Genomic DNA, 18,313 nt, shown 5'->3' with positions numbered 1-18,313 from the left:
TTCGCGATTCAACGAACGGTGGAGGAGCCGGAGCCACCGCCTGCCCCGGCCGTGGACGAGGCTGTCGTGGCCGAACTCTTCCTGACTCAGCGGCTGGGCCTGGTCCGGTTGGCGTACTTGCTGGTGGGCGATCAGGAGACGGCCGAGGACGTCGTCCAGGACGCCTTCGCGGCGCTGCACCGCCGATGGAGCCGGTTGACCGACCGTGATCGGGCGCTGCCCTACCTGCGGGCGAGTGTGGTGAACGGATGCCGCATGGTCCACCGCCGCCGGTCCATCATGAGCAGGTTCACCGGCGATCGGCAGAAGCCGTTCCGGTCGGCGGAGGCTGTCACGCTGCTGGGGGAGACGCGCCGGGAGGTGTCCGACGCGGTACGCGCCTTACCTCGCCGCCAGCGAGAAGCCGTGGTGTTGCGTTACTACCTCGACCTGTCCGAGGCCGAGATCGCCGAAGCCATGGGAGTCAGCCGCGGAACAGTGAAATCGACCGTCTTTCGAGCCCTGAAGGCGCTCACCGTCAAACTGGAGGGAAACCGATGACTTCCTGGCTCGAAGATCAGCTCAAGGACGCCCTCACCGCCGACGCCGAGCGGATCCGCCCGGAAACCCTGCGCCCGGCGGCGCGGGCCCTTCCCGCGCGCCGGCTCGCCCTGGCGGTCCCGCTCGCGGCCGCGCTCGTCGTCGTGGTCATCGGCGCGGTCGCCGCCATGGTGGCCGGGACACGAGGCGCGCCCACCGCGCCCGCGACGCACGCTCTCACCGGCCCGCGTTTCCTGCTGATGGCGAGCGCTGACGGCGTGACGGTCCACGACGCCCGTACCGGGAAGGTCACGAGCCGGCTCGGGCTGCCCCCCACCCCTGAGGGAAGCTTCCGGGAGCCCGGTGGATATCTGCTCGCGGGCGCCGGCGACGGTGAGACCTTCTACATCGCCCAGAGCGTCCAGTCGCGCGAGACGCAGGTGAGCAGCACCAGGTTCCACCGAGCGCGGGTCGACGGACAAGGGAGGCCGGCCGAGCTGGTTCACGACGTGATCCCCAAGGTGCTCGGTACGACGGCGAGCTCCCTTGCTGTCACCGGCGACGGCACCCGGCTCTCCTACAGCCTCGACGGCAAGGTGTGCGGTAAGGGGAAGACGTTGCGCTTCTGCCCCGGGGCCCAGCTCACGGTCGTCGATCTGCCCACGGGTACGACACGCACGTGGACGACGAACGTCTCGGGACAGATCGAGAGCCTGTCATGGGCGGCCGATCGCCGCACCCTCGGTCTCGTGGTCGGATCCGAGGCCCGGGTCCTGGACACGGCCGCCTCCGGCACCACACTCGCGGCCAGTCGCGTCGTAGCGCCAGGGCAGGAGGTCACGGCCTCGACGATCAACCCGGACGGCCGCAGCATGCTGATCGGCCACAGCCGGCTGTCCGACGGCCGGCGACCGCACCGCTACACCGTGGACGAGTACTCCGTCACAGACGGACGCAAGATCCGCACCCTGTTGAGCAGGGACCACGAGGGCGAGAGCATCGCGCGCTGGAACCTGATCCGTTACGACGGCACCGGGCGCCACCTGCTGCTCGCGGGCAACTTCCATCCACTGAGCAGAGTCGACGAGGGACACGTCACGTCCTTGGTCCACCCCGGATCTCCCGATCCCGAGCTCTTGGGGTCCCGCCCGGTGATCGAGGCGGCCTGGTAACCGGCCCTCGACGACCCGTTCCCGTTCGGTGGGGCGCGATGTCGGGCGGCTGGACGGGCCGGCCGATTCCTACGCCTGCGAGCTGTCCGTCCTGCCGTCGCCGCGCCGCGCTTCGGCATCGTCTGGTGAGCCGTCGTCCCCGTCTGAGGCCTCGTCGTAGCGGGTGTAGAGCGCGGCCACGGCCCGCGACGGGTCCAGCTCGGCCAGGATGGCGTCGCTGATGGCGGTGACCTGGTCGAGCTGCTCGTCGGTGAGCACATCGACGATGTGGTGCCGGACGGTGGCCACGTGCCCGGGCGCGGCCTGCCGCACCTTCGCCCACCCCTGGTCGGTGAGCCGGGCGTTGATCGCCCGGCGGTCCTCCGGGCAGGGGACGCGCTCCAGCAGGCCGCGGTCCTCCAGGCGGGTCACCACGTGCGAAAGCCGGGGGAGCGTCGCGTTGGTCTGCTGGGCCAGCTCGGTCATGCGCAGGGTCCGGCCGGGCGCCTCGGACAGCATCGCCAGCGTGTAGTACTCGAACTCGGTCAGCCCGGAGTCACGGCGGAGTTGCGCGTCCAGGACCCCGGGGAGCAGTTCGAGCACCGCCCGCAGGCGGATCCAGGCGCGTAGCTGCCGCCGGTCGAGCCACGGAGTGTCCACGTCAGGTCCCTCGTCCAGGAATAGTTGTAGCGACAAGTTTGCTCTCATGGGTACCAGTCGTGCAACAACCACTACAAGGAGCACCGACATGACACAGGTGAGCATCATCGGCCCCGGCGCCATGGGTTCGGCCATCGCCGACCTGGTCCGCAGGAGCGGCAACAGCGTCGAACTCCTCGGCCGGGACGACACCGGCAAGCCCGTCACCGGTGACATCGTCGTCCTCGCCGTCCCGTACGGAGGGGTGGCCGGAGTCATCGCCCAGCGCGAAGGACAGTTCGACGGCAAGGTCGTCGTCGACATCACCAACCCGGTGGACTTCTCCACGATGGACTCCCTGACGGTCGCGGCCGACGGCTCGGCCACCGCCGAGATCGCCGAGGCGCTGCCCCGCTCCCAGGTGGTCAAGGCGTTCAACACCAACTTCGCCGCCACCCTGTCCCAGGGCAGCGTCGGCGAGCAGCCCACGACCGTGCTGATCGCCGGCGACGACGCCGGCGCCAAGGCCGCGCTCGCCCAGATCGTCACCGACGCTGGCCTGCGCGCCGTCGACACCGGCTCGCTGAGCCGGGCCCGCGAGCTGGAGGCCCTCGGCTTCCTGCAGATCGGCCTCGCGGCCGGCGAGAAGATCGCCTGGACCGGCGGATTCGCCGTCGTCGCCTGACAGCCGCCCCGCGACCCCGCGCGGGATGACCGACGGCCGCGCCCCCGGCGGCCCTCGGCCCGATGAGACACCCATGATCTCCCCGACGAGGAGCCCCGATGACCACCACCACGACCGCCGCCGACGCCCGCATACCCGCCGCGCACCCGTTCGCCACGCACCTGAAGCGCGCCGCCGCCCTCGAGGCCGCCGAACCGCACCGGCCGTGGACGGCCCAGGACGGGCCGCTGCCCAGCCTCTACCTGTCCCACGGCGGCGGACCCATGCCCTTCGAGAGCCCCGAGTGGCTCACTCCGCTGCACGACTGGGCCCGGGCCCTGCCCAAGCCGAAGGCGATCCTGGTCGTCTCCGCGCACTGGGAGTCCGCGCCGCTGTCGGTGAGCGCCGAACGACCCAGCGAGCTGGTGTACGACTTCGGCGGCTTCGACGCGTTGTACTACACCTTCCGCTACGACACGCCCGACGCCGGTGAGCTGGCGCGGCAGGTCGTGGGAGTCATGCCGGACACCGGGCAGGTGCACCGGCACACCAGCCGCGGGCTGGACCACGGCGCCTGGGTCCCCTTGAAGATCATGTACCCGGCCGCCGACATCCCGGTGCTGCAGCTGAGCCTGCCCACCGAGGACCCCGATCGGCTGCTGTCCATCGGCGAGCGGCTGCGGCCGCTGCGCGAGCAGGGCGTGCTGGTGATCGGCTCGGGGCACATGACGCACGGCCTGCCGTTCCTGACCAGGGAGATGTTCCTGGAGAACAAGGTGCCCGGCTGGTCGTCCGACTTCGACGCCTGGGCCGCCGACGCGCTGGGCCGCGGTGACGTCGCCGAGCTCGCCCGCTTCCGCACCGCCGCCCCCGGCATGCCGTACGCGCACCCGACCGTCGAGCACTTCACCCCGCTGTTCGTCGCCCTCGGCGCGGCCACCGACCCCACCGCCCCGGTGGTGACCACACTCGACGGCTACGGCGTCGGCCTGTCGCGGCGTTCCTTCCAGGCGGCCTGAGCGCCCGTGTGATCGCCGGAGCCCGCCTGACGCCTCCCACGAAGATCCCCGAGACCCGGAGACGCCGATAATCGAACGGGTCGATCCACCGCACCGCCCTTCGGAAGGTCCGCATGCCCCCTGTCCCTCCCTCCGCCCCTGACCCCCTCGACCCCCACGACCTGCTGGCCAGGCTGATCGCCATCGACTCCGTCAACCCGGACCTCGCGGGCGACGGCGCGGGCGAGAGCGCCATCGCCGATTTCTGCGGCGAGTGGCTGGCCGCCCGCGGTTTCGAGGTGCACCGTCTGGACAAGCGCGGCGGCCGGCCGTCGGTGGTCGCGATCGCTCGCGGGGCCGGTGGCGGCCGGTCGCTGATGCTCAACGGTCATCTGGACACGGTGGGTGTGGCCGGCTACGACGGTGACCCGTTCGATCCGGAGATCCGTGACGGGCGGATGTACGGCCGCGGGTCCTTCGACATGAAGGGCGGTCTCGCGGCGATGATGATCGCCGCCGTCCGGGCCACGGCCGGCGGTCCGTTGCGCGGCGATGTGCTCCTCGCGTGCGTCGCGGACGAGGAGCACGGCAGCACCGGTACGGAGGAGGTGCTGGAGTCCTTCACCGCGGACGCGGCGATCGTCACCGAGCCGAGTCATCTCGAAGTCACCCTGGCGCACAAGGGCTTCGCCTGGTTCGACGTGGTGATCGAGGGTCGTGCGGCCCATGGTTCGAGGCCCGACCTGGGTGTGGACGCCATCGCCAAGGCCGGGCACTTCCTGGTCGCGCTGGAGGAGCTGGGGACGCGTCTAGCTCAGGGTCCGGCGCACCCCCTGCTCGGCACCGGCACCGTGCACGCCTCGGTCATCGCCGGAGGCCAGGAGCCCTCCACCTACCCGGCGCACTGCCGCATCACCCTGGAGCGGCGCACCGTACCGGGCGAGAACGCCGACACGGTGGAGGCGGAGCTGACGGCCGTGCTGGATCGCCTGGCCGCCGCCGTGCCCGGCTTCCGCTACCGCCTCACGCGAGGCCTGCACCGCGAACCGTTCCAGGCCGACCCGGAGGCGCGGATCGTCCGTACGCTGACCCGCCATGCGGAGGCGGTCCTCGGGCATCCGCCGGTGGTGCGCGGCGAGCCCTTCTGGACGGACGCGGCCCTGCTGGACCGCGCCGGCATCCCCTGTCTGCTGTTCGGCGCCGACGGCGAGGGCGCGCACGCGGCCCGCGAGTGGGCGGATCTGGCCTCGCTGGACCGTCTCACCGGGATCTTTACCGCCACCATCACGGACTTCTGTTCCTGACATCCCGGCCGATGCGTCCTGGTCACGTGCCGTCCGGTACGAGGGGCAGGAGGATCTCGTAGAGCTCGCGAAGCCGGTCGGCGTCGACAGGAGGGTAGACGACGCTCGCTCCGACCGCGAGCAGGTAGGGCAACAGGGCCGCGGTCCGTGCCTCCTCGTCGCCGGCGACGGCTGATCGCCACACCCGCTGGAGCGCGGACAGTCTGGCCTCGTCCAGGCGGGTCTGCACGACCCGCACATCCGCGTCCCACGTCGCCCACGCCCGCAGGGCGGTGTCGATCTCCGGCCGATAGAGCCCGGTGTCCCCGGGGCGGACGAGCTCCGTCAGCCGGGTGAGGATCGCCCGGGCACCGGCCGATTCCCCGATCTCGGAAATCGCACTGTTGAGCGCTTCGACCGACAGGCGCTCGAAATGGGCGAGAAGCGCCTTCTTGTATCCCTCGGCGCCATCGAAGTGATGGTGGAACGACCCTTTCGACAGGTTGAGCCGGGCGGCGATCCGGTCGATGCGAATCCCCGCCGCACCTTCTTCTGCGAGAATCTTCAGGCCTTCGTCCAGCCACCGGTCTCGTGCCGTGCTCATCAGATCAACGTACCATCGGGTATGGAACGCTCCGCGCTCTCGGAGAGTCACGTCATGAAGCTGTAGACGCCCACGGCGACGCAGATCAGCAGCATCCCGGTGGCGTTGAGGAAGAGGTTGCGGCCGAAGTCCCGGGCCGCGATGTGCATCGCGATGGCGACCACGAAGTAGAGGACGAGCGCGGCACAGGTCACGGCGGCGAGGTAAGGCAGCCAGATGCCCAGGATCAGCCCCGCCGCGGCGGCGAACTTCAGCGGCGGCATGATCCACCAGTAGCGCCGCGGCCAGTTCACGTCCTCGAAGCACCGGGCGATGAACGGAACGGGCTTGACACACATGACGGCGTCCCCGGCCTGGATGATCGCCAGGACGACGATCGGCCAGACCGGATCGGGCAATGCTGACACGTCTGTCCCTCGGTCGATGGATACCTGAACCGTACCATACCGTATAGTACGGTCTCGGTACGAGCTGATGTCCCGGATCAGACGTGGGCGATCTTGACGCTCCGAGCCGGTGAAGGCTCCTCTAGAAGGTCGGCGGTGTGATCATCCAGACGGCGACCAGGGGCTCGGTGCCGGTGGCGACCCAGCGGTGGGGCACGGTGGAGTCGAGATAGATGGAGTCTCCGGCGGCGAGTTCCAGATCGGCGTTGCCCACCCAGAACCGCATCGAACCGAAGATGACGACACCGCACTCCTCTCCCGCGTGCGAGTGGGGATGACCGCCGCTCGTCGCCCCCGGCTGCGCCTCCACCCAGATCGCCTCGAACTGGCGTTGCAGGTCCGGCGTGAGCAGTTCGTTGAGGATGCCGGACCCCGGATAGCGGATCTGCTTGCGCATGCCCCGCTTGGTCACGAAGAAGCGGGAGCTCTCCGGGGACCCGTCGCCCTCATCGACGAACAGGTCGCCGATCCGCATGCCCACGGCGTCGGCCAGCCTCTTGAGCGACTCGAGGGACGGGTTGGCCAGGCCCCGCTCGACCTGGCTGATGTAGCCGGGGGAGAGGCCCGACGTGTCAGCCACCTTGTGCAGAGAAAGGCCCGAGGCCAGCCGCCAGCTGCGCAGCCTGGACCCGATCTGGATGGACTCCAGACTTCCCGGCTCTTCCTTCATCGCCTTGCCCCCGAGCATGTCATGGTCGTATTGCGTTCGGCGCCCGGACAACCGGAGGTTCAATCACCCGGCGGGTCATCGGATGTCGCGAGGCCGGCGGACGCCGACCGGCGGAGGTTCTCACGGAGCAGTCCTTTTTGGATCTTACCGGTGGAGGTCTTCGGCAACTGCCCGAAGAGTACGGTCTTCGGAGCCTTGAAATGTGCCGTTCTCGCTCGGACGTACCGCACCAGTTCAGCCTCCGTCGCCGCCTGTCCGGGCCGGATCGTCACATAGGCGACGGGCACCTCGCCCCACGTGCTGTCCGGGCGGCCCACGACCGCGCACTCCAGCACCGCGGGATGGCTCTCCAGCACCCGTTCCACTTCGACCGAGGCGATGTTCTCGCCGCCCGAGATGATGACGTCCTTCAGCCGGTCACGGATCTCGACGTAGCCGTCCCCGTGCATGACGGCCAGATCGCCGGTTCGCCACCAGTCATCGGCAGGCGGCGCCTCACCCAGGTAGCCGAGCATCACGTCGTTGCCCCGCACGGCGATCTCGCCCACCGTCTCGCCGTCCCGCGGCACGTCGGCTCCGGCGTCGTCGACGACGCGGAGCCGGTCGGCGACGATGTTGCCCACGCCCTGGCGGCTCAACAGGCGGGCGCGCTCACTCGGTGCTTCACGGTTCCATTCGGGAAGCCACTCGTTGATCGCGATGGGGCCGAAGGTCTCAGTCAGGCCGTACAGGTGCGTGACGTCCATAGCGAGGGCGTCCAGCCGCTCCAGAAGCGACGGCGACGGAGGCGCGCCGCCCGTGGCCACGCGCACCCGAAGACCCTCCCGCCTGTCGCCGGGGTGCCCGGCGGCGAGCATCGTGAGCACGGTCGGGGCGGCGCACAGGTGGGTGACGCCGTGCTCGCGGACCAGGCCCCAGGTGCCCGCCGGGTCGAAGGACCGCTGGCAGACATGGGTGGCGCCGGCCGCCGTGACGGCCCAGGTGAAGCACCAGCCGTTGCAGTGGAACATGGGAAGCGTCCACAGGTAGACGCTGTCGGCGGCGAGCCCCAGGTGGTAGGCCATGGCCAGCGACTGCAGGTAGGCGCCCCTGTGGTGGTACATGACCCCTTTGGGAGTGCCGGTGGTGCCGCTGGTGTAGTTGACGGCCACCAGCGCCGCCTCGTCCGCGACGGGTACGACGGTCTGGCCGGCCGCGGCGAGCCGGTCCTCGTAGTCGTCCTCCGGGCCGCCGGCCACGACGAGCTCGGCGTCGCACGCCAGAGCGACGTCGCGGGCCCGGTCCAGGAGCTCGGCGGTCGCGATGATCGTTCTGGCGCCGGAATGCCTGACGATGTAGGCGTGCTCGTCCGAAGACAGACGAGGGTTGAGGGACACCAGGGAGGCGCCGGCCCAGGGGACGCCATGGTGCGCCTCCAGCATGACGTGGCTGTTGAGGCAGAGGGCGGCCACCCGGTCGCCCGGACGGACACCCGTCGCGGTGAGCGCTCCGGCCAGGCGCCGGCAGCGTTCGCCGAACTCCCGGTAGGTGAAACGGCGGTCGCCGTCGACGATCGCCGTCCTGTGACCGTGAACCACGGCCGAGCGCTCCAGGAACGCGGTCGGCGTCAGGGGAGTGAAGGTGTATCCGGCCATTCATCGCCCCTCGGGGGTCGGGGAGTCTCCGCCGCCGCGCCGCCACGGCCACCGCGAGAAGCGGGCGAGCCAGGCGGCCAGGACCTCGCGCAGCGACAGCCGTACGGTGCCGGGAGCCGGACGCTCGTCCCGCAGCCGGGCGGAGACGTTGGCCGCCATCCCCGCGAGCAGCTGCTCGACCACGTGCCGCCCGCCGCTTTCCGCGAAACCGGCCAGCGGCCCGCTGATGGCGACGTCCGCCGAGGAGACGAGCCGTACCGAACCGTCGCCGGGGACGAGGCGGAACCGCAGCGTGCCCGACGCCCTGCTGCGGCCCTGCCGGTCGGCGCCCCGCGCGACGATGGTCCCGCTCATGTCCTCCGGAGCCATGACGATCTCCGCCACGCCGGAGAACGCCACCCGCGTCGGCCCGAAGCTCACGGTGAGCTCGCCCCGGTGGTGTCCGTCGTCGTCGCGCCCGTCGAGCCGGACTCCCGGCACGCAGCCGGCGGCCGACTCGGGTTCGCACAGCAGGGCCCAGACGCGGGCCGCGTCGGCGTCGATGACGACGGACTGCTCCAGCTTCACCGCGTCTCGTCCGCCGGCTCGACGGGCACATCCGACGGGGTCAGGGAGCAGAGCACCTCGGCGGCGCCGGTGGCGACGACCTGCCGGAGCTGGTTGACGGCTTCCAGCCGGATGCCGATCACTCCCAGGCCGTCCTGCTCGGTGAGCGTCTCGACCTCCCCGCCGATCCAGACGGTGTCCCCCAGGATGTCGGGCCGCCGGAGCCGGATCGACAGCGTCCGCAGGAAGGCGGTGTCTCCCATCCAGTTGGTGACGGCGTGGGAGAACCACCCGCACCGCTGAGGGCCGTTGTCGTAGGCGTTGGGCATGCCGATCTCGCGCGCGACGTCGGCGTCCTGGTGACCGAGGCTGGGCAGCACGGTCTCGGCGAAGTAGCTCGGGTCGTAGTTGGACGGCAGCCGGGAGGGGTCGTTGAGCGCCCAGTCGCGGTACTTCCAGGCGACCTCGCACGCCTTGTAGCCGGGCGATCCGATGCATCCGGCGTAGTAGGAGGTCATCGTGATGCGGTCGATCGGCCCCTTGACCACGGACGGGATCGGTGTGCCGGGCGCGAGCTCGCCGAAGACCAGGGGCGCGGAGCCCCGCCGGTACTCCGACAGCGCGTGCTCGCGGATCCGGTCGAGCTCCGCGTCGGAGTAGACGTACTCCTCGCGGGGCTCGTAGGCCAGCCCACCGCCGGAGGCGTCCCGGCGCGGCAGGCGGAAGGTGTGGGCGCGGGCGGTCGCGACGGGCGAACCGGCTACGCGGTACTCGATGTCGCAGCTCTGCAGGACCATGTCGCTGCTCGTGGAGCCGCTCAGCCGGCGGACACCGCTGAAGACGGCACTCGGATCGACCTCGTCACCGCGGCGTACGCGCCGATGGAACACCCACTCGGTTCCCGCGTACACCGGCTGCACGCCGGGCAGGCCTGCCCCGATCGCGCCGTCGAAGGCCGAGTAGAGGAACGTCGGCGGGGCGAGCAGGTCGCCGTGCGGCCCGGCGGCGGCGTAGGCGGGGTCGCACCACAGGGGGTTGTCGTCCCCGATGCCGAGCGCGTAGTGGCGGATGGTGTCCCGGGTCGCCTCGTGGTTGAAGGGCTCGATGCGGATCGGTGTGCCGACCAGGCTTTCGATGTGGGCGAACTGCTCTGGATCGATCTGGGGCGCGAGTCCGAGTCTGGATGCCATCGCCTGCTACCTCCTGGGGCGGAGACCGGCCGGTCTCCGCCGGCACGGGTCGAGGGGTCCTCGACGGAGTCTTGTATAGCAACATATTTTCTCTGAGCGAAGAGTCAAGCTAGAACTTTCGTCGGCTCGCCACGTTTTCCCTGCTCCAAGAGGTGTGATCGACAGGAGATCTCCGCTGCCTCTTGACGCGGTGTTTCCTCTGACTCAATATTTGCTGCTAGCAAACACGTCGAGGCCCGCACCTCGACGGGCACCGGGAGGACTCGTGCTCCTGTACGACTACCTGGCATCCGCCTTCGAAGCCGAGGGCGTCGACACACTCTTCGGGCTCATGGGCGACGGCAACATGTTCTGGATGACCGCCATGGCCGAGCGGCCCGGCGTCACCGTCATCCACGCCCGTCACGAGAACGCGGCGGTCGCCATGGCGGACGGTTACGCCAGAGCCACCGGACGCGTGGGCGTCGCCACGGTGACCTGCGGCCCCGGCCTCACGCAGGTTCTCACCTCGCTCACGGCGTCGGTACGGCACCGCACCCCGATGGTGATCCTGACCGGGCAGACACCGGTCGAGGCCGCCTTCCACCTGCAGGAACTCGAACAGGAACCCCTGGTGCGCGCCGCGGGCGCGGAGTTCATCAGGGTCTCCACCGTCAACCAGGCCCTCGACGCGGTCGCGCGGGCCTTCTTCACCGCCCGCACGCACCGGGCGCCGGTCGTGCTCAGCGTGCCGTACGACCTCCAGGAGACCGACCAGCCATGGACCGAGGTCATCACCACCTCCGCCGCGCTGGTGCCTGAGCAGGCGCCGCTCCGGCCGTCACCCGAGTCCGCGGCCGAGATCGCCCACCTGCTCGGCGCCGCGACCTCTCCCGTCATCGTGGCGGGCGCCGGAGCGGTCCGGGCCGGCTGCCGGGCCGACATCCTCGAACTCGCCGAACGGGCGGGCGCGCGCGTCGCCACTACCCTGCGGGCCAAGGACTGGTTCGAAGGGGAGCCGCGTGACGTGGGACTCGCGGGCGCCTTCGCGTCCGAGGCGGCCAGGGAGATCTTCGCCGGAGCGGATCTCGTGCTCGGCGTGGGGGCCCGCATGGGCTACTACACCACCGAGGGCGGATACCTCTTCCCCGCCGCCCGCGTCGTCCAGATCGACACCGATCCGGCCGGCTACCTCGACGGTCAGCGGGTCGCGGACTCCTACACGAGGGCCGACGCGGCCGAAGCCGTCGCCGAGATACTCAAACTGATGCCACCACGCGGCGCGGCCCGTGACGCCCCCTCCGGGCGGCCCCGGCCCGACCGGGCGGACGATCAGCCGGACGGCCCGGCGCCCGGCACGCACCATCCCGAAGCCGCCGTCGCGACGATCGACCGGGCCCTGCCGAAGGACGCGTCGATCACCGTCGGGGTGGGCCATTTCTGGAACTACGTGGTGCCCGGGATGACCGGCCGGGGCCCGGCGAGCTACCACTTCACCTACGACTTCGGCGCGATCGGGCAGGCGGTGCCCACGGCCATCGGCGTGGCCGTCGCCCGGAGATCCGCCGGGATCGACACTCCCTGCGCGGTGATCGAGGGCGACGGCAGCCTGCTGATGAACGTGCAGGAACTGGAGACCATCGCAAGGCACGACATCCCGCTGCTGGTCATCGTCATGAACGACGGCGCGTACGGCGCGGAGTACCACAAGCTCGCCGCCCGCGGCATCAGCGGCGAGCAGGCGGTGTTCGGCCGGACCGACCTGGCCCGCACCGCGCGGTCCTTCGGACTGCGGGCCGAGCGTTGCGACTCCGACGAGGAACTCCGCGCGGCCGTCGCCGCCTTCGTCGCCGAGCCGGCGCCCACCCTCGTCGACGTCCCCATCGACCATCGCGCCGTGAGCGTCCAGTACCGCCGCCTGCACTACGGGACCGGCACCGTCTCCTTCGGGGGTGACGAATGAGCGTGACCGGCGCCCGCGAAACCGCCGGGAGCTCGCGTCTCGACGGCGCCGGGCTGGTGGATCTGATGTGCGCGCCCTCCGAGGTGGTCGTGGTGGGCGCCTCCGCCGACGAGTCGAAGCTCTCCAGCCGCGCGCTGGCCTTCCTGCTGCGGTACGGCTACCGCGGCGGACTGCACGTCGTGCACCCGCGGCACGAGTCGATCCTGGGGGTGCCGTGCGTGCCCAGGATCAAGGCGCTGCCCCGGCTCGAACGCGCCGTCGCGATCGTCAACCTCCCCGCGCACCTGGTCCCCGCGGCCGTCTCGGACCTCGACGAGGCCGGCGCGGGCGCCGCGGTCGTGATCGGCAGCGGCTTCGAATCGCCGTCCAGCCGGCCACGGCGGGAGCTGGAGGAGGTGATCCGGCGGCCCGGCTTCCGGATGCGGGTCATCGGCCCGAACTGCGTGGGCACCATGTCGGTCGGCTCGGGGGCGCACCTCAACTTCTCGACCGTGCTGACGCGGCGAGCCCCCCGCCTGGGCCGGATCGGCCTGGTGACCCAGAGCGGCGCGCTGGGCAACGGCCTGCTGATGGGCCTGCTCCGGCGCGGGGCCGGGATCGCCCACTGGTTCAGCACCGGCAACGAGATGGACACCGGCGCCATGGAGCTGACCGCCGGCCTGCTGGCCCGCGACGACGTCGACGTCGTCGGGATCTTCCTGGAGGGCCTGACCGACATCGACTGGTTCGACCGCGTGTCAGCAGCGGCCCACGCCTGCGGCAAGCGGCTGTTCGTCTACAAGGCCGCGCGTACGGCGGCCGGTCGCGCGGCGGCGGGCGGACACACCGGGCGGCTCGTCGGCCCCAACGACGCCACCGCGGCCGTCCTGGCGGAGGCGGGATTCACCGAGGTGGACGACCTCGCGACCCTCGCCGACTGCCTGGTCGTCTCCGCGGCGTGCGGGACCGGGCACCGCGACGCGGCCGTGGGCATCGTCACCGTCTCGGGCGCGAGCGGCGTGATCGGCGCGGACCGGGTCCACGAGGCGCCCGGCCTGAGGCTCGCCGAACCCGGCCGAGACCAGCAGGCCGTACGGCTCGACCCGCGGCTGGAGTCCGCCAACCCGCTCGACATCCCCTTCCTGAACGAGACCGGCGTGTTCACCTCCGCCATAGGCGCCTACCGCGCCTCCGGGATCTTCGACGTCACCGTGGCGGTGACCTCGGGTCTGGCTCACGATCCCGCGACGCTCGTCTCCGATCTGGTGGCCCAGGATCGCGGGCCGTCCGCGCCCGTGGCGCCGCTCGTCCTGTGCCACCTGTCCGAGGACGACCGGCTCGGGGAGGAGGAGACGGCCAGGCTCGCCGCCGCGGGAGTCGCGGTGGTCCCCACGGTCGAGCGGGCCGTCGCCGCACTCGCCCTCACCTCCGCCCCCCGCACGCGAGCGCCGGACGGCGGCTCGGGCGCACATGTCCCGAGCCGCGGCGGAGGGCTCGGACTGGACGAGGCGCGTGCCGTCCTGCCGGGCCTGCCCTGGGTGGACTGGGCTCCCGCGCCGACGGTGGAGGCCGCCCGCCGGTTCGGCTTCCCGGCCGTCGTCAAGGCCGCTGGCCGCGGCATCGTCCACCGGTCCGAGCTGGGCGCGGTCGCCGTGGTGACGGGCGAGGACGAGCTGCGGGAGGCGTTCGCGAGAGTCGCCGCCGCCTGCCGGGAGCACGACGACGACGTGCTGGTGCAGCGCATGGCGCCGCCGGGCGGGACGGAGTTCTTCGTCTCGGCGATGGAACACCCCGAAGTCGGGCCGTTCGCGCTCGTACGACCGGGGGGTCTGCTCACCGAGCTGATCCCCGGCCAAGCGATCATCTCGCACCGATGGAACGCTCCCACCCGCCGGCGCCGGTTGCTCGGCTCACCGGTGGGGCGGCTGTGCGACGGATACCGGGGCCGGCCCGTCCTGGACGTCGACGCGTTGCTCGACGTCGTCGCCACGGCGCTCGACGCGGTGGCCGCCGGCCAGCTGGGCTTCGTGGAGCTCAACCCCGTCTTCCTTTACGAATCCGGCGCCGCCACCGTCGACGTGGTCGCCGGTCAGGCGTGACCCCCAGGAGATCAGCCGAGGAGAACAGCATGGAACCTGCCCAGGTCAAGCGGCGGAACCTGCCGGAGTTCGGGCACCCCGTCCGGCCGGCGAAGTTCTGCAACACCGACCGCATGTTCGAGGTCATGGAACAGCGGGGGATCGACGGATTCGTCAGCTACTACGACACCAACGTCTACTACTTCTCCGGCTTCACCCCGTCCGCGAGGCACGCGCTCCAGGAGGCCAACGGCCTGGCCGCGATCGTGCTGTCGCGGCACGCCCCCGACCACCCGATCATGCTGGTCGGTGACCAGCAGTTCCCCTTCTTCCTGAACCAGCCCACCTGGATCACCGACATCCGTGCGTACGCGGGCGGCATCCGCCAGCTCGACCTGCCGGACGAGCACAACGGGCTGCACCGGTTCCTCCCGAAGGCCTGGGCGGAGACCGAGGCCGGCAAGCACGCCGCCGCGAACTACTACATCGGGCTCAAGGCCGCCGTGATGTCGGCGATCAGCGACCTCGGGCTCGGGCGGGGCCGGGTCGCCACGGACAACCTGTCCTTCGCAGGCTCGCTCGACCTGCCCGACGCCGAGATCGTCGACGGCTACGGGATGATGAAGTTCGTACGGTCGGTGAAGACCGCCGAGGAGCTCACCATGCTCCGCCAGGCCACCCGGATCAACCAGCTCGCCATCGAGCGGACGGCGGCCGGCTGGGAGAAGGGCCAGACCTGGCAGGAGATCAACCACTCCTACTTCCGCCATGCGGTCGAGCTGGGCGGATTCGTCCGCGGTCCCTCCCCGCTGGCCGTCGCCAACCCCCTGCCGGGGGAGCCCGACGCGCTGCTGATGCAGAGCCTGCGTGAGATGGACTACGTGATCCCCGAGGGGGCTCACATCGTCATCGACGGTCACGGCGAGTGGCTGGAGTACTGCTGGGACGGTGGCAAGACCTGGATCGCCGGCAACGAGCCGACCCGAGAGGGACAACGGGTGGCGGACGCCTGCGGCGCGGCCCTGGAGGAGATCAACGCGGCGCTGGTGCCGGGAAGCACGGTGAGCGGTCTGCAGGCCCTGGGCCGTGACGTGCTGCGGCGGCACGGGCTGCCGCGTCCCGAGGCCGCGTTCATCTACTTCCACGGGATGGGTCTGGAACACGGCGAGCTGGAGGCTCCGCGAGGGGGCGGTTACACCACCGGCGGCGCCCTCGACTGGCGGATGGAGAAGGGGATGGTCGTCGCGACGCACATCTTCTACCCCGGGGACATCCGCACCCGTCACTGGCTGGAGGACATCACCCTGGTCACCGACCACGGAGGCGAGACCTTCTTCACCTGGGGCACCGACTTCATCTAGCGGCGTCCCACCGTCCATCCCCCCAGGAGGTGGGACCCCATGACACGACTGAGCCTGCTCGTCGTCCCCCAGATGCTCCGTGAGCAGGACGAGCATCGCGACAGCCTGGCGCGCGCCGTCGAACTGGCGGAGGCGGCCGACCAGGCGGGCTTCGACGCCTGCTATTTCCCTGAACACCACGGCAGGGACGACGACTACCCGTCGGCGCCGCTCACGCTGGCCGCCTATGTGGCCGGCCGGACGCCGCGCATCGGGATCGGCACCGGCGTCGCCCTGCTGCCGCTGCACAACCCGCTGGCCTTCGCCGAACAGATGAGCACTCTCGGCGCGCTCGTGGGTGACCGCCTGCACCGGGTCGGCGTCGGGATGGGAGGCCTGGACGGCGACTACGCCGCCATGGGCGTGCCCCGCGCGGAGATGAGACGCAGGTTCGCCGACTCCCTCGCGGTGATCCGGCGGCTGTGGGCAGGTGAGACCGTCACCGCCGACGTGGGTTCGCTGCGCCTGGCCGAGGCGCGGCTGTACCCGCGGCCGTCCCGGCCGCTCCCTCTCGCCGTGGGCGCGATGGCCGAGCCGAGCGTGCGCCGCGCCGGCCTGCTCGGCCTGCCCTGGATCACCGACCCCTCCCATTCGCTGACGACCCTGGAGCGTCTCGCCGAGATCTACTGGTCCGCCGCCGGATCGGAGGGCGAGGTGATCCTCATGCGCAACGCCTGGCCGGCCGCCGACCACGAGACCGAGCGGATCTGGTGGCCGCATGTCGAGCGCTCCTTGGTGGAGTTCAGCGTGGGCGCCGGCCGGCTGAGAGAGGAGCCGGGCGTGCGGATCGGCTGGTCCGACTTCCGCGACAGGCTCCTCTGCGGCCCTCCGGAACAGCTCGTGAAGGAGGCGTGCGCGGCCGCGGCACGGCTCGACGCGGCCGAGGTCGTCATCCGCCTCGGCTTCCCCACCGGCCCCGGTCATGACGCCGTCCGGGCCGCGATCCGTTCCTTCGGCCGTCGCTCCCGCTGAGCGCAAATTCATCTGTCAGATGAAAGCGTGGAGGGGCAGGCGCGCCGCGAACAGTGCCGGCGGTGTGCTTCGTCGTGCCTGATTTCCCGGAATTTGCCAGGCAGTAGACCCTCTCCGATGCCGATATGTCAATACGCGACAGCTATTGACACTCATGGCCCGGCCGCCCAATGTTAGGTACCAGTAAAAATTATGTGTCGATGAGATGTCCTCGCCCCCGAGCGCATCTCCATCCGGTGTCCAGCGCACAGCCCTGACACCGTTCCCCGCCCACCCCCCACCGAGGTCCCGCCGCGGCGATGCCGGGCCCGCGGGCTCGAAGCAATCAGCCGTAGCCACGGGAGACACCACCAAGGAGCGCGCGTTGAACATCGACCGCCTACTCGCGACCATGAAGGAGGTCGGCGCGGACGCCGTCCTCGCCACCAGCTATCCGAACGTCCGATACGCCGGGGGCTTCGCGTCCGCGACGGGGAGGCTGTACCCGCAGAACTCCTACTGGGGTCTCGTCACCGCCGACGACCCCGAGCGCCCGCACTTCGTGATGCCCTCCGCCGAGATCGCCGACATGGTCGACGCCGGCATCGGCACCGACCGGATGCACGTCTACGGGCGTCCGATCCTCGCCGTGGCCGACTCCGGTCCCGGCCCCGACGCCGGCATCCTGGAGGTCGAGGGGCGGCTGCACGCCGACCCGGTCTCCGCGCTGCGCGCGCTGCTGACCGAGCTCGGCCTGGAGCGGGCCGCGATCTGGGTCGACACCGACGACGGCGGAGTGGCATGGCGCCGCCTCCAGGAGGAGGACGTCGCCGCACGCTGGAGCGACGGCGGCGCGGACATCCTGCAGTGGACGCGGATCATCAAGACGCCGGCCGAGGTCGAGGCGTTGCGCAAGGCCGGCGAGATCAGCCAGCAGGCGCTGACCGAGGCGTTCGCCGTGCTCGGGACGGGCGGCACCGACGTGGACGTGGAACTCGCCTGGCGGCAGGCGATCTCCAGGCGACGAGCCCTGCCGACGTTCTTCATGGCCGGAAGCGGCGACCGCAGCGCGGTCTTCCGCCGCCCCGGCCGCCGGCGGGCGAGCCCCGGCGAACGGTTCCGCTGGGACTGCGGCCTCGTCGTGGACGGCTACTGTGCCGACACGGGCGGCGTCGTGCAGGTCCTTGCCGAGCCGTCGCCGTCCGAGCTGGACCACTACCGGGCCGTCACCGCCGCCGTCGACGCCGTGCTGGCGGCCGCGCGGCCCGGCGTGACGGCGTCCGCTCTCTACACGCTCGCGCGGGACACGATGCACGCCGCCGGAATCACCCGCTTCCGGCACTCGCACGTGGGGCACGGGATCGGCGTCGAGGCCCGGGACGCGCCGCTGCTCGCCCCGGCCCAGCCCTGGATGCCCCGGTTCCGGCCCGGGGAACGGGACCTCACGCTGCGCGAGGACATGGTCCTCAACGTGGAGGTGCCTTTCGGCATCCTCGGTGAGGGCGGCTACCAGCACGAACTCACCTTCCTCGTGGTCCGGAACGGCATCCGGCTGCTCACCCGCCGCCACCCCTACTACGTGGCCATGAGCGACCACGTCGACGAGATCGAGGTGTAGA

General features: G+C 71.0%; 17 protein-coding genes. 10 read left to right on the top strand and 7 right to left on the bottom strand.

What is annotated here, in order from left to right; genetic code table 11:
* Positions 1-66: 66 nt before the first annotated feature.
* Entirely contained in the window at positions 67-540 is a 474-nt protein-coding gene (locus ABD999_RS11845) for a SigE family RNA polymerase sigma factor (protein ID WP_261808476.1), read from the top strand.
* Positions 537-1,691 carry a hypothetical protein gene (locus tag ABD999_RS11840; RefSeq protein WP_271275091.1) on the top strand — a complete coding sequence of 385 codons (1,155 nt, stop codon included), beginning with the start codon at positions 537-539 and terminating at the stop codon, positions 1,689-1,691. Before ABD999_RS11845 ends, ABD999_RS11840 begins: the two co-directional genes overlap by 4 nt.
* Before the next feature lie 69 nt (positions 1,692-1,760).
* Here ABD999_RS11840 and ABD999_RS11835 read toward each other — a convergent pair whose 3' ends face one another.
* Positions 1,761-2,330, bottom strand: coding sequence for a MarR family winged helix-turn-helix transcriptional regulator (locus tag ABD999_RS11835; RefSeq protein WP_271275092.1), 570 nt, complete (start codon positions 2,328-2,330; stop codon positions 1,761-1,763).
* 88 nt (positions 2,331-2,418) lie between these two features.
* On the opposite strand from ABD999_RS11835, the gene ABD999_RS11830 reads away from it, so the two are divergent.
* The 3 genes from ABD999_RS11830 (at position 2,419) to ABD999_RS11820 (ending at position 5,275) form a co-directional block, all read left to right on the top strand.
* Positions 2,419-2,994 (top strand): NADPH-dependent F420 reductase, encoded by a 576-nt coding sequence (locus ABD999_RS11830; RefSeq protein ID WP_271275093.1) that lies wholly within the window; start codon positions 2,419-2,421, stop codon positions 2,992-2,994.
* A 98-nt stretch (positions 2,995-3,092) separates the two neighbouring features.
* Entirely contained in the window at positions 3,093-3,992 is a 900-nt protein-coding gene (locus tag ABD999_RS11825) for a dioxygenase family protein (protein WP_271275094.1), read from the top strand.
* Positions 3,993-4,105: 113 nt separating this feature from the next.
* Entirely contained in the window at positions 4,106-5,275 is a 1,170-nt protein-coding gene (locus ABD999_RS11820; protein WP_271275095.1) for an ArgE/DapE family deacylase, read from the top strand.
* 22 nt (positions 5,276-5,297) lie between these two features.
* Here ABD999_RS11820 and ABD999_RS11815 read toward each other — a convergent pair whose 3' ends face one another.
* The 6 genes from ABD999_RS11815 to ABD999_RS11790 form a co-directional block, all read right to left on the bottom strand.
* Positions 5,298-5,858 (bottom strand): TetR/AcrR family transcriptional regulator, encoded by a 561-nt coding sequence (locus ABD999_RS11815; RefSeq protein ID WP_271275096.1) that lies wholly within the window; start codon positions 5,856-5,858, stop codon positions 5,298-5,300.
* 47 nt (positions 5,859-5,905) lie between these two features.
* Positions 5,906-6,265 (bottom strand): DoxX family protein, encoded by a 360-nt coding sequence (locus tag ABD999_RS11810; RefSeq protein ID WP_271275097.1) that lies wholly within the window; start codon positions 6,263-6,265, stop codon positions 5,906-5,908.
* A gap of 121 nt (positions 6,266-6,386) precedes the next feature.
* On the bottom strand, positions 6,387-6,992 hold the full coding sequence (locus ABD999_RS11805) for a helix-turn-helix domain-containing protein (RefSeq protein WP_271275098.1): 606 nt from the start codon (positions 6,990-6,992) through the stop codon (positions 6,387-6,389).
* Positions 6,993-7,033: 41 nt separating this feature from the next.
* Entirely contained in the window at positions 7,034-8,608 is a 1,575-nt protein-coding gene (locus ABD999_RS11800; RefSeq protein WP_271275099.1) for an AMP-binding protein, read from the bottom strand.
* Positions 8,609-9,175 carry an SRPBCC domain-containing protein gene (locus tag ABD999_RS11795; protein ID WP_271275100.1) on the bottom strand — a complete coding sequence of 189 codons (567 nt, stop codon included), beginning with the start codon at positions 9,173-9,175 and terminating at the stop codon, positions 8,609-8,611.
* A complete protein-coding gene (locus ABD999_RS11790) occupies positions 9,172-10,344 on the bottom strand; it encodes an FAS1-like dehydratase domain-containing protein (protein ID WP_271275101.1) in 1,173 nt (390 codons plus the stop codon). Before ABD999_RS11790 ends, ABD999_RS11795 begins: the two co-directional genes overlap by 4 nt.
* Positions 10,345-10,609: 265 nt before the next feature.
* On the opposite strand from ABD999_RS11790, the gene ABD999_RS11785 reads away from it, so the two are divergent.
* From ABD999_RS11785 to ABD999_RS11765, 5 genes are all read left to right on the top strand, one after another.
* A complete protein-coding gene (locus tag ABD999_RS11785) occupies positions 10,610-12,286 on the top strand; it encodes a thiamine pyrophosphate-binding protein (protein ID WP_271275102.1) in 1,677 nt (558 codons plus the stop codon).
* Positions 12,283-14,364: an acetate--CoA ligase family protein gene (locus tag ABD999_RS11780; RefSeq protein WP_271275103.1), complete on the top strand. Its 2,082-nt coding sequence runs from the start codon at positions 12,283-12,285 to the stop codon at positions 14,362-14,364. The genes ABD999_RS11785 and ABD999_RS11780 overlap by 4 nt, the downstream gene beginning before the upstream one ends.
* A 29-nt stretch (positions 14,365-14,393) precedes the next feature.
* Positions 14,394-15,704, top strand: coding sequence for a M24 family metallopeptidase (locus tag ABD999_RS11775; protein ID WP_271275104.1), 1,311 nt, complete (start codon positions 14,394-14,396; stop codon positions 15,702-15,704).
* A 39-nt stretch (positions 15,705-15,743) separates the two neighbouring features.
* A complete protein-coding gene (locus ABD999_RS11770) occupies positions 15,744-16,715 on the top strand; it encodes an LLM class flavin-dependent oxidoreductase (RefSeq protein ID WP_271275105.1) in 972 nt (323 codons plus the stop codon).
* 364 nt (positions 16,716-17,079) lie between these two features.
* Entirely contained in the window at positions 17,080-18,312 is a 1,233-nt protein-coding gene (locus ABD999_RS11765) for a M24 family metallopeptidase (protein WP_271275106.1), read from the top strand.
* Position 18,313: the final 1 nt, after the last annotated feature.

The organism is Nonomuraea ferruginea, assembly GCF_039540635.1.
GTDB lineage: Bacteria > Actinomycetota > Actinomycetes > Streptosporangiales > Streptosporangiaceae > Nonomuraea > Nonomuraea ferruginea.
This window is presented reverse-complemented; position numbering and strand designations above follow the sequence as displayed.

Coding starts and splice junctions, on each gene's coding strand:
- ABD999_RS11840 (WP_271275091.1), top strand. CDS start 537: ATGACTTCCTGGCTCGAAGATCAGCTCAAGGACGCCCTCACCGCCGAC.
- ABD999_RS11830 (WP_271275093.1), top strand. CDS start 2,419: ATGACACAGGTGAGCATCATCGGCCCCGGCGCCATGGGTTCGGCCATC.
- ABD999_RS11825 (WP_271275094.1), top strand. CDS start 3,093: ATGACCACCACCACGACCGCCGCCGACGCCCGCATACCCGCCGCGCAC.
- ABD999_RS11820 (WP_271275095.1), top strand. CDS start 4,106: ATGCCCCCTGTCCCTCCCTCCGCCCCTGACCCCCTCGACCCCCACGAC.
- ABD999_RS11815 (WP_271275096.1), bottom strand. CDS start 5,858: ATGAGCACGGCACGAGACCGGTGGCTGGACGAAGGCCTGAAGATTCTC.
- ABD999_RS11805 (WP_271275098.1), bottom strand. CDS start 6,992: ATGCTCGGGGGCAAGGCGATGAAGGAAGAGCCGGGAAGTCTGGAGTCC.
- ABD999_RS11800 (WP_271275099.1), bottom strand. CDS start 8,608: ATGGCCGGATACACCTTCACTCCCCTGACGCCGACCGCGTTCCTGGAG.
- ABD999_RS11790 (WP_271275101.1), bottom strand. CDS start 10,344: ATGGCATCCAGACTCGGACTCGCGCCCCAGATCGATCCAGAGCAGTTC.
- ABD999_RS11780 (WP_271275103.1), top strand. CDS start 12,283: ATGAGCGTGACCGGCGCCCGCGAAACCGCCGGGAGCTCGCGTCTCGAC.
- ABD999_RS11775 (WP_271275104.1), top strand. CDS start 14,394: ATGGAACCTGCCCAGGTCAAGCGGCGGAACCTGCCGGAGTTCGGGCAC.
- ABD999_RS11770 (WP_271275105.1), top strand. CDS start 15,744: ATGACACGACTGAGCCTGCTCGTCGTCCCCCAGATGCTCCGTGAGCAG.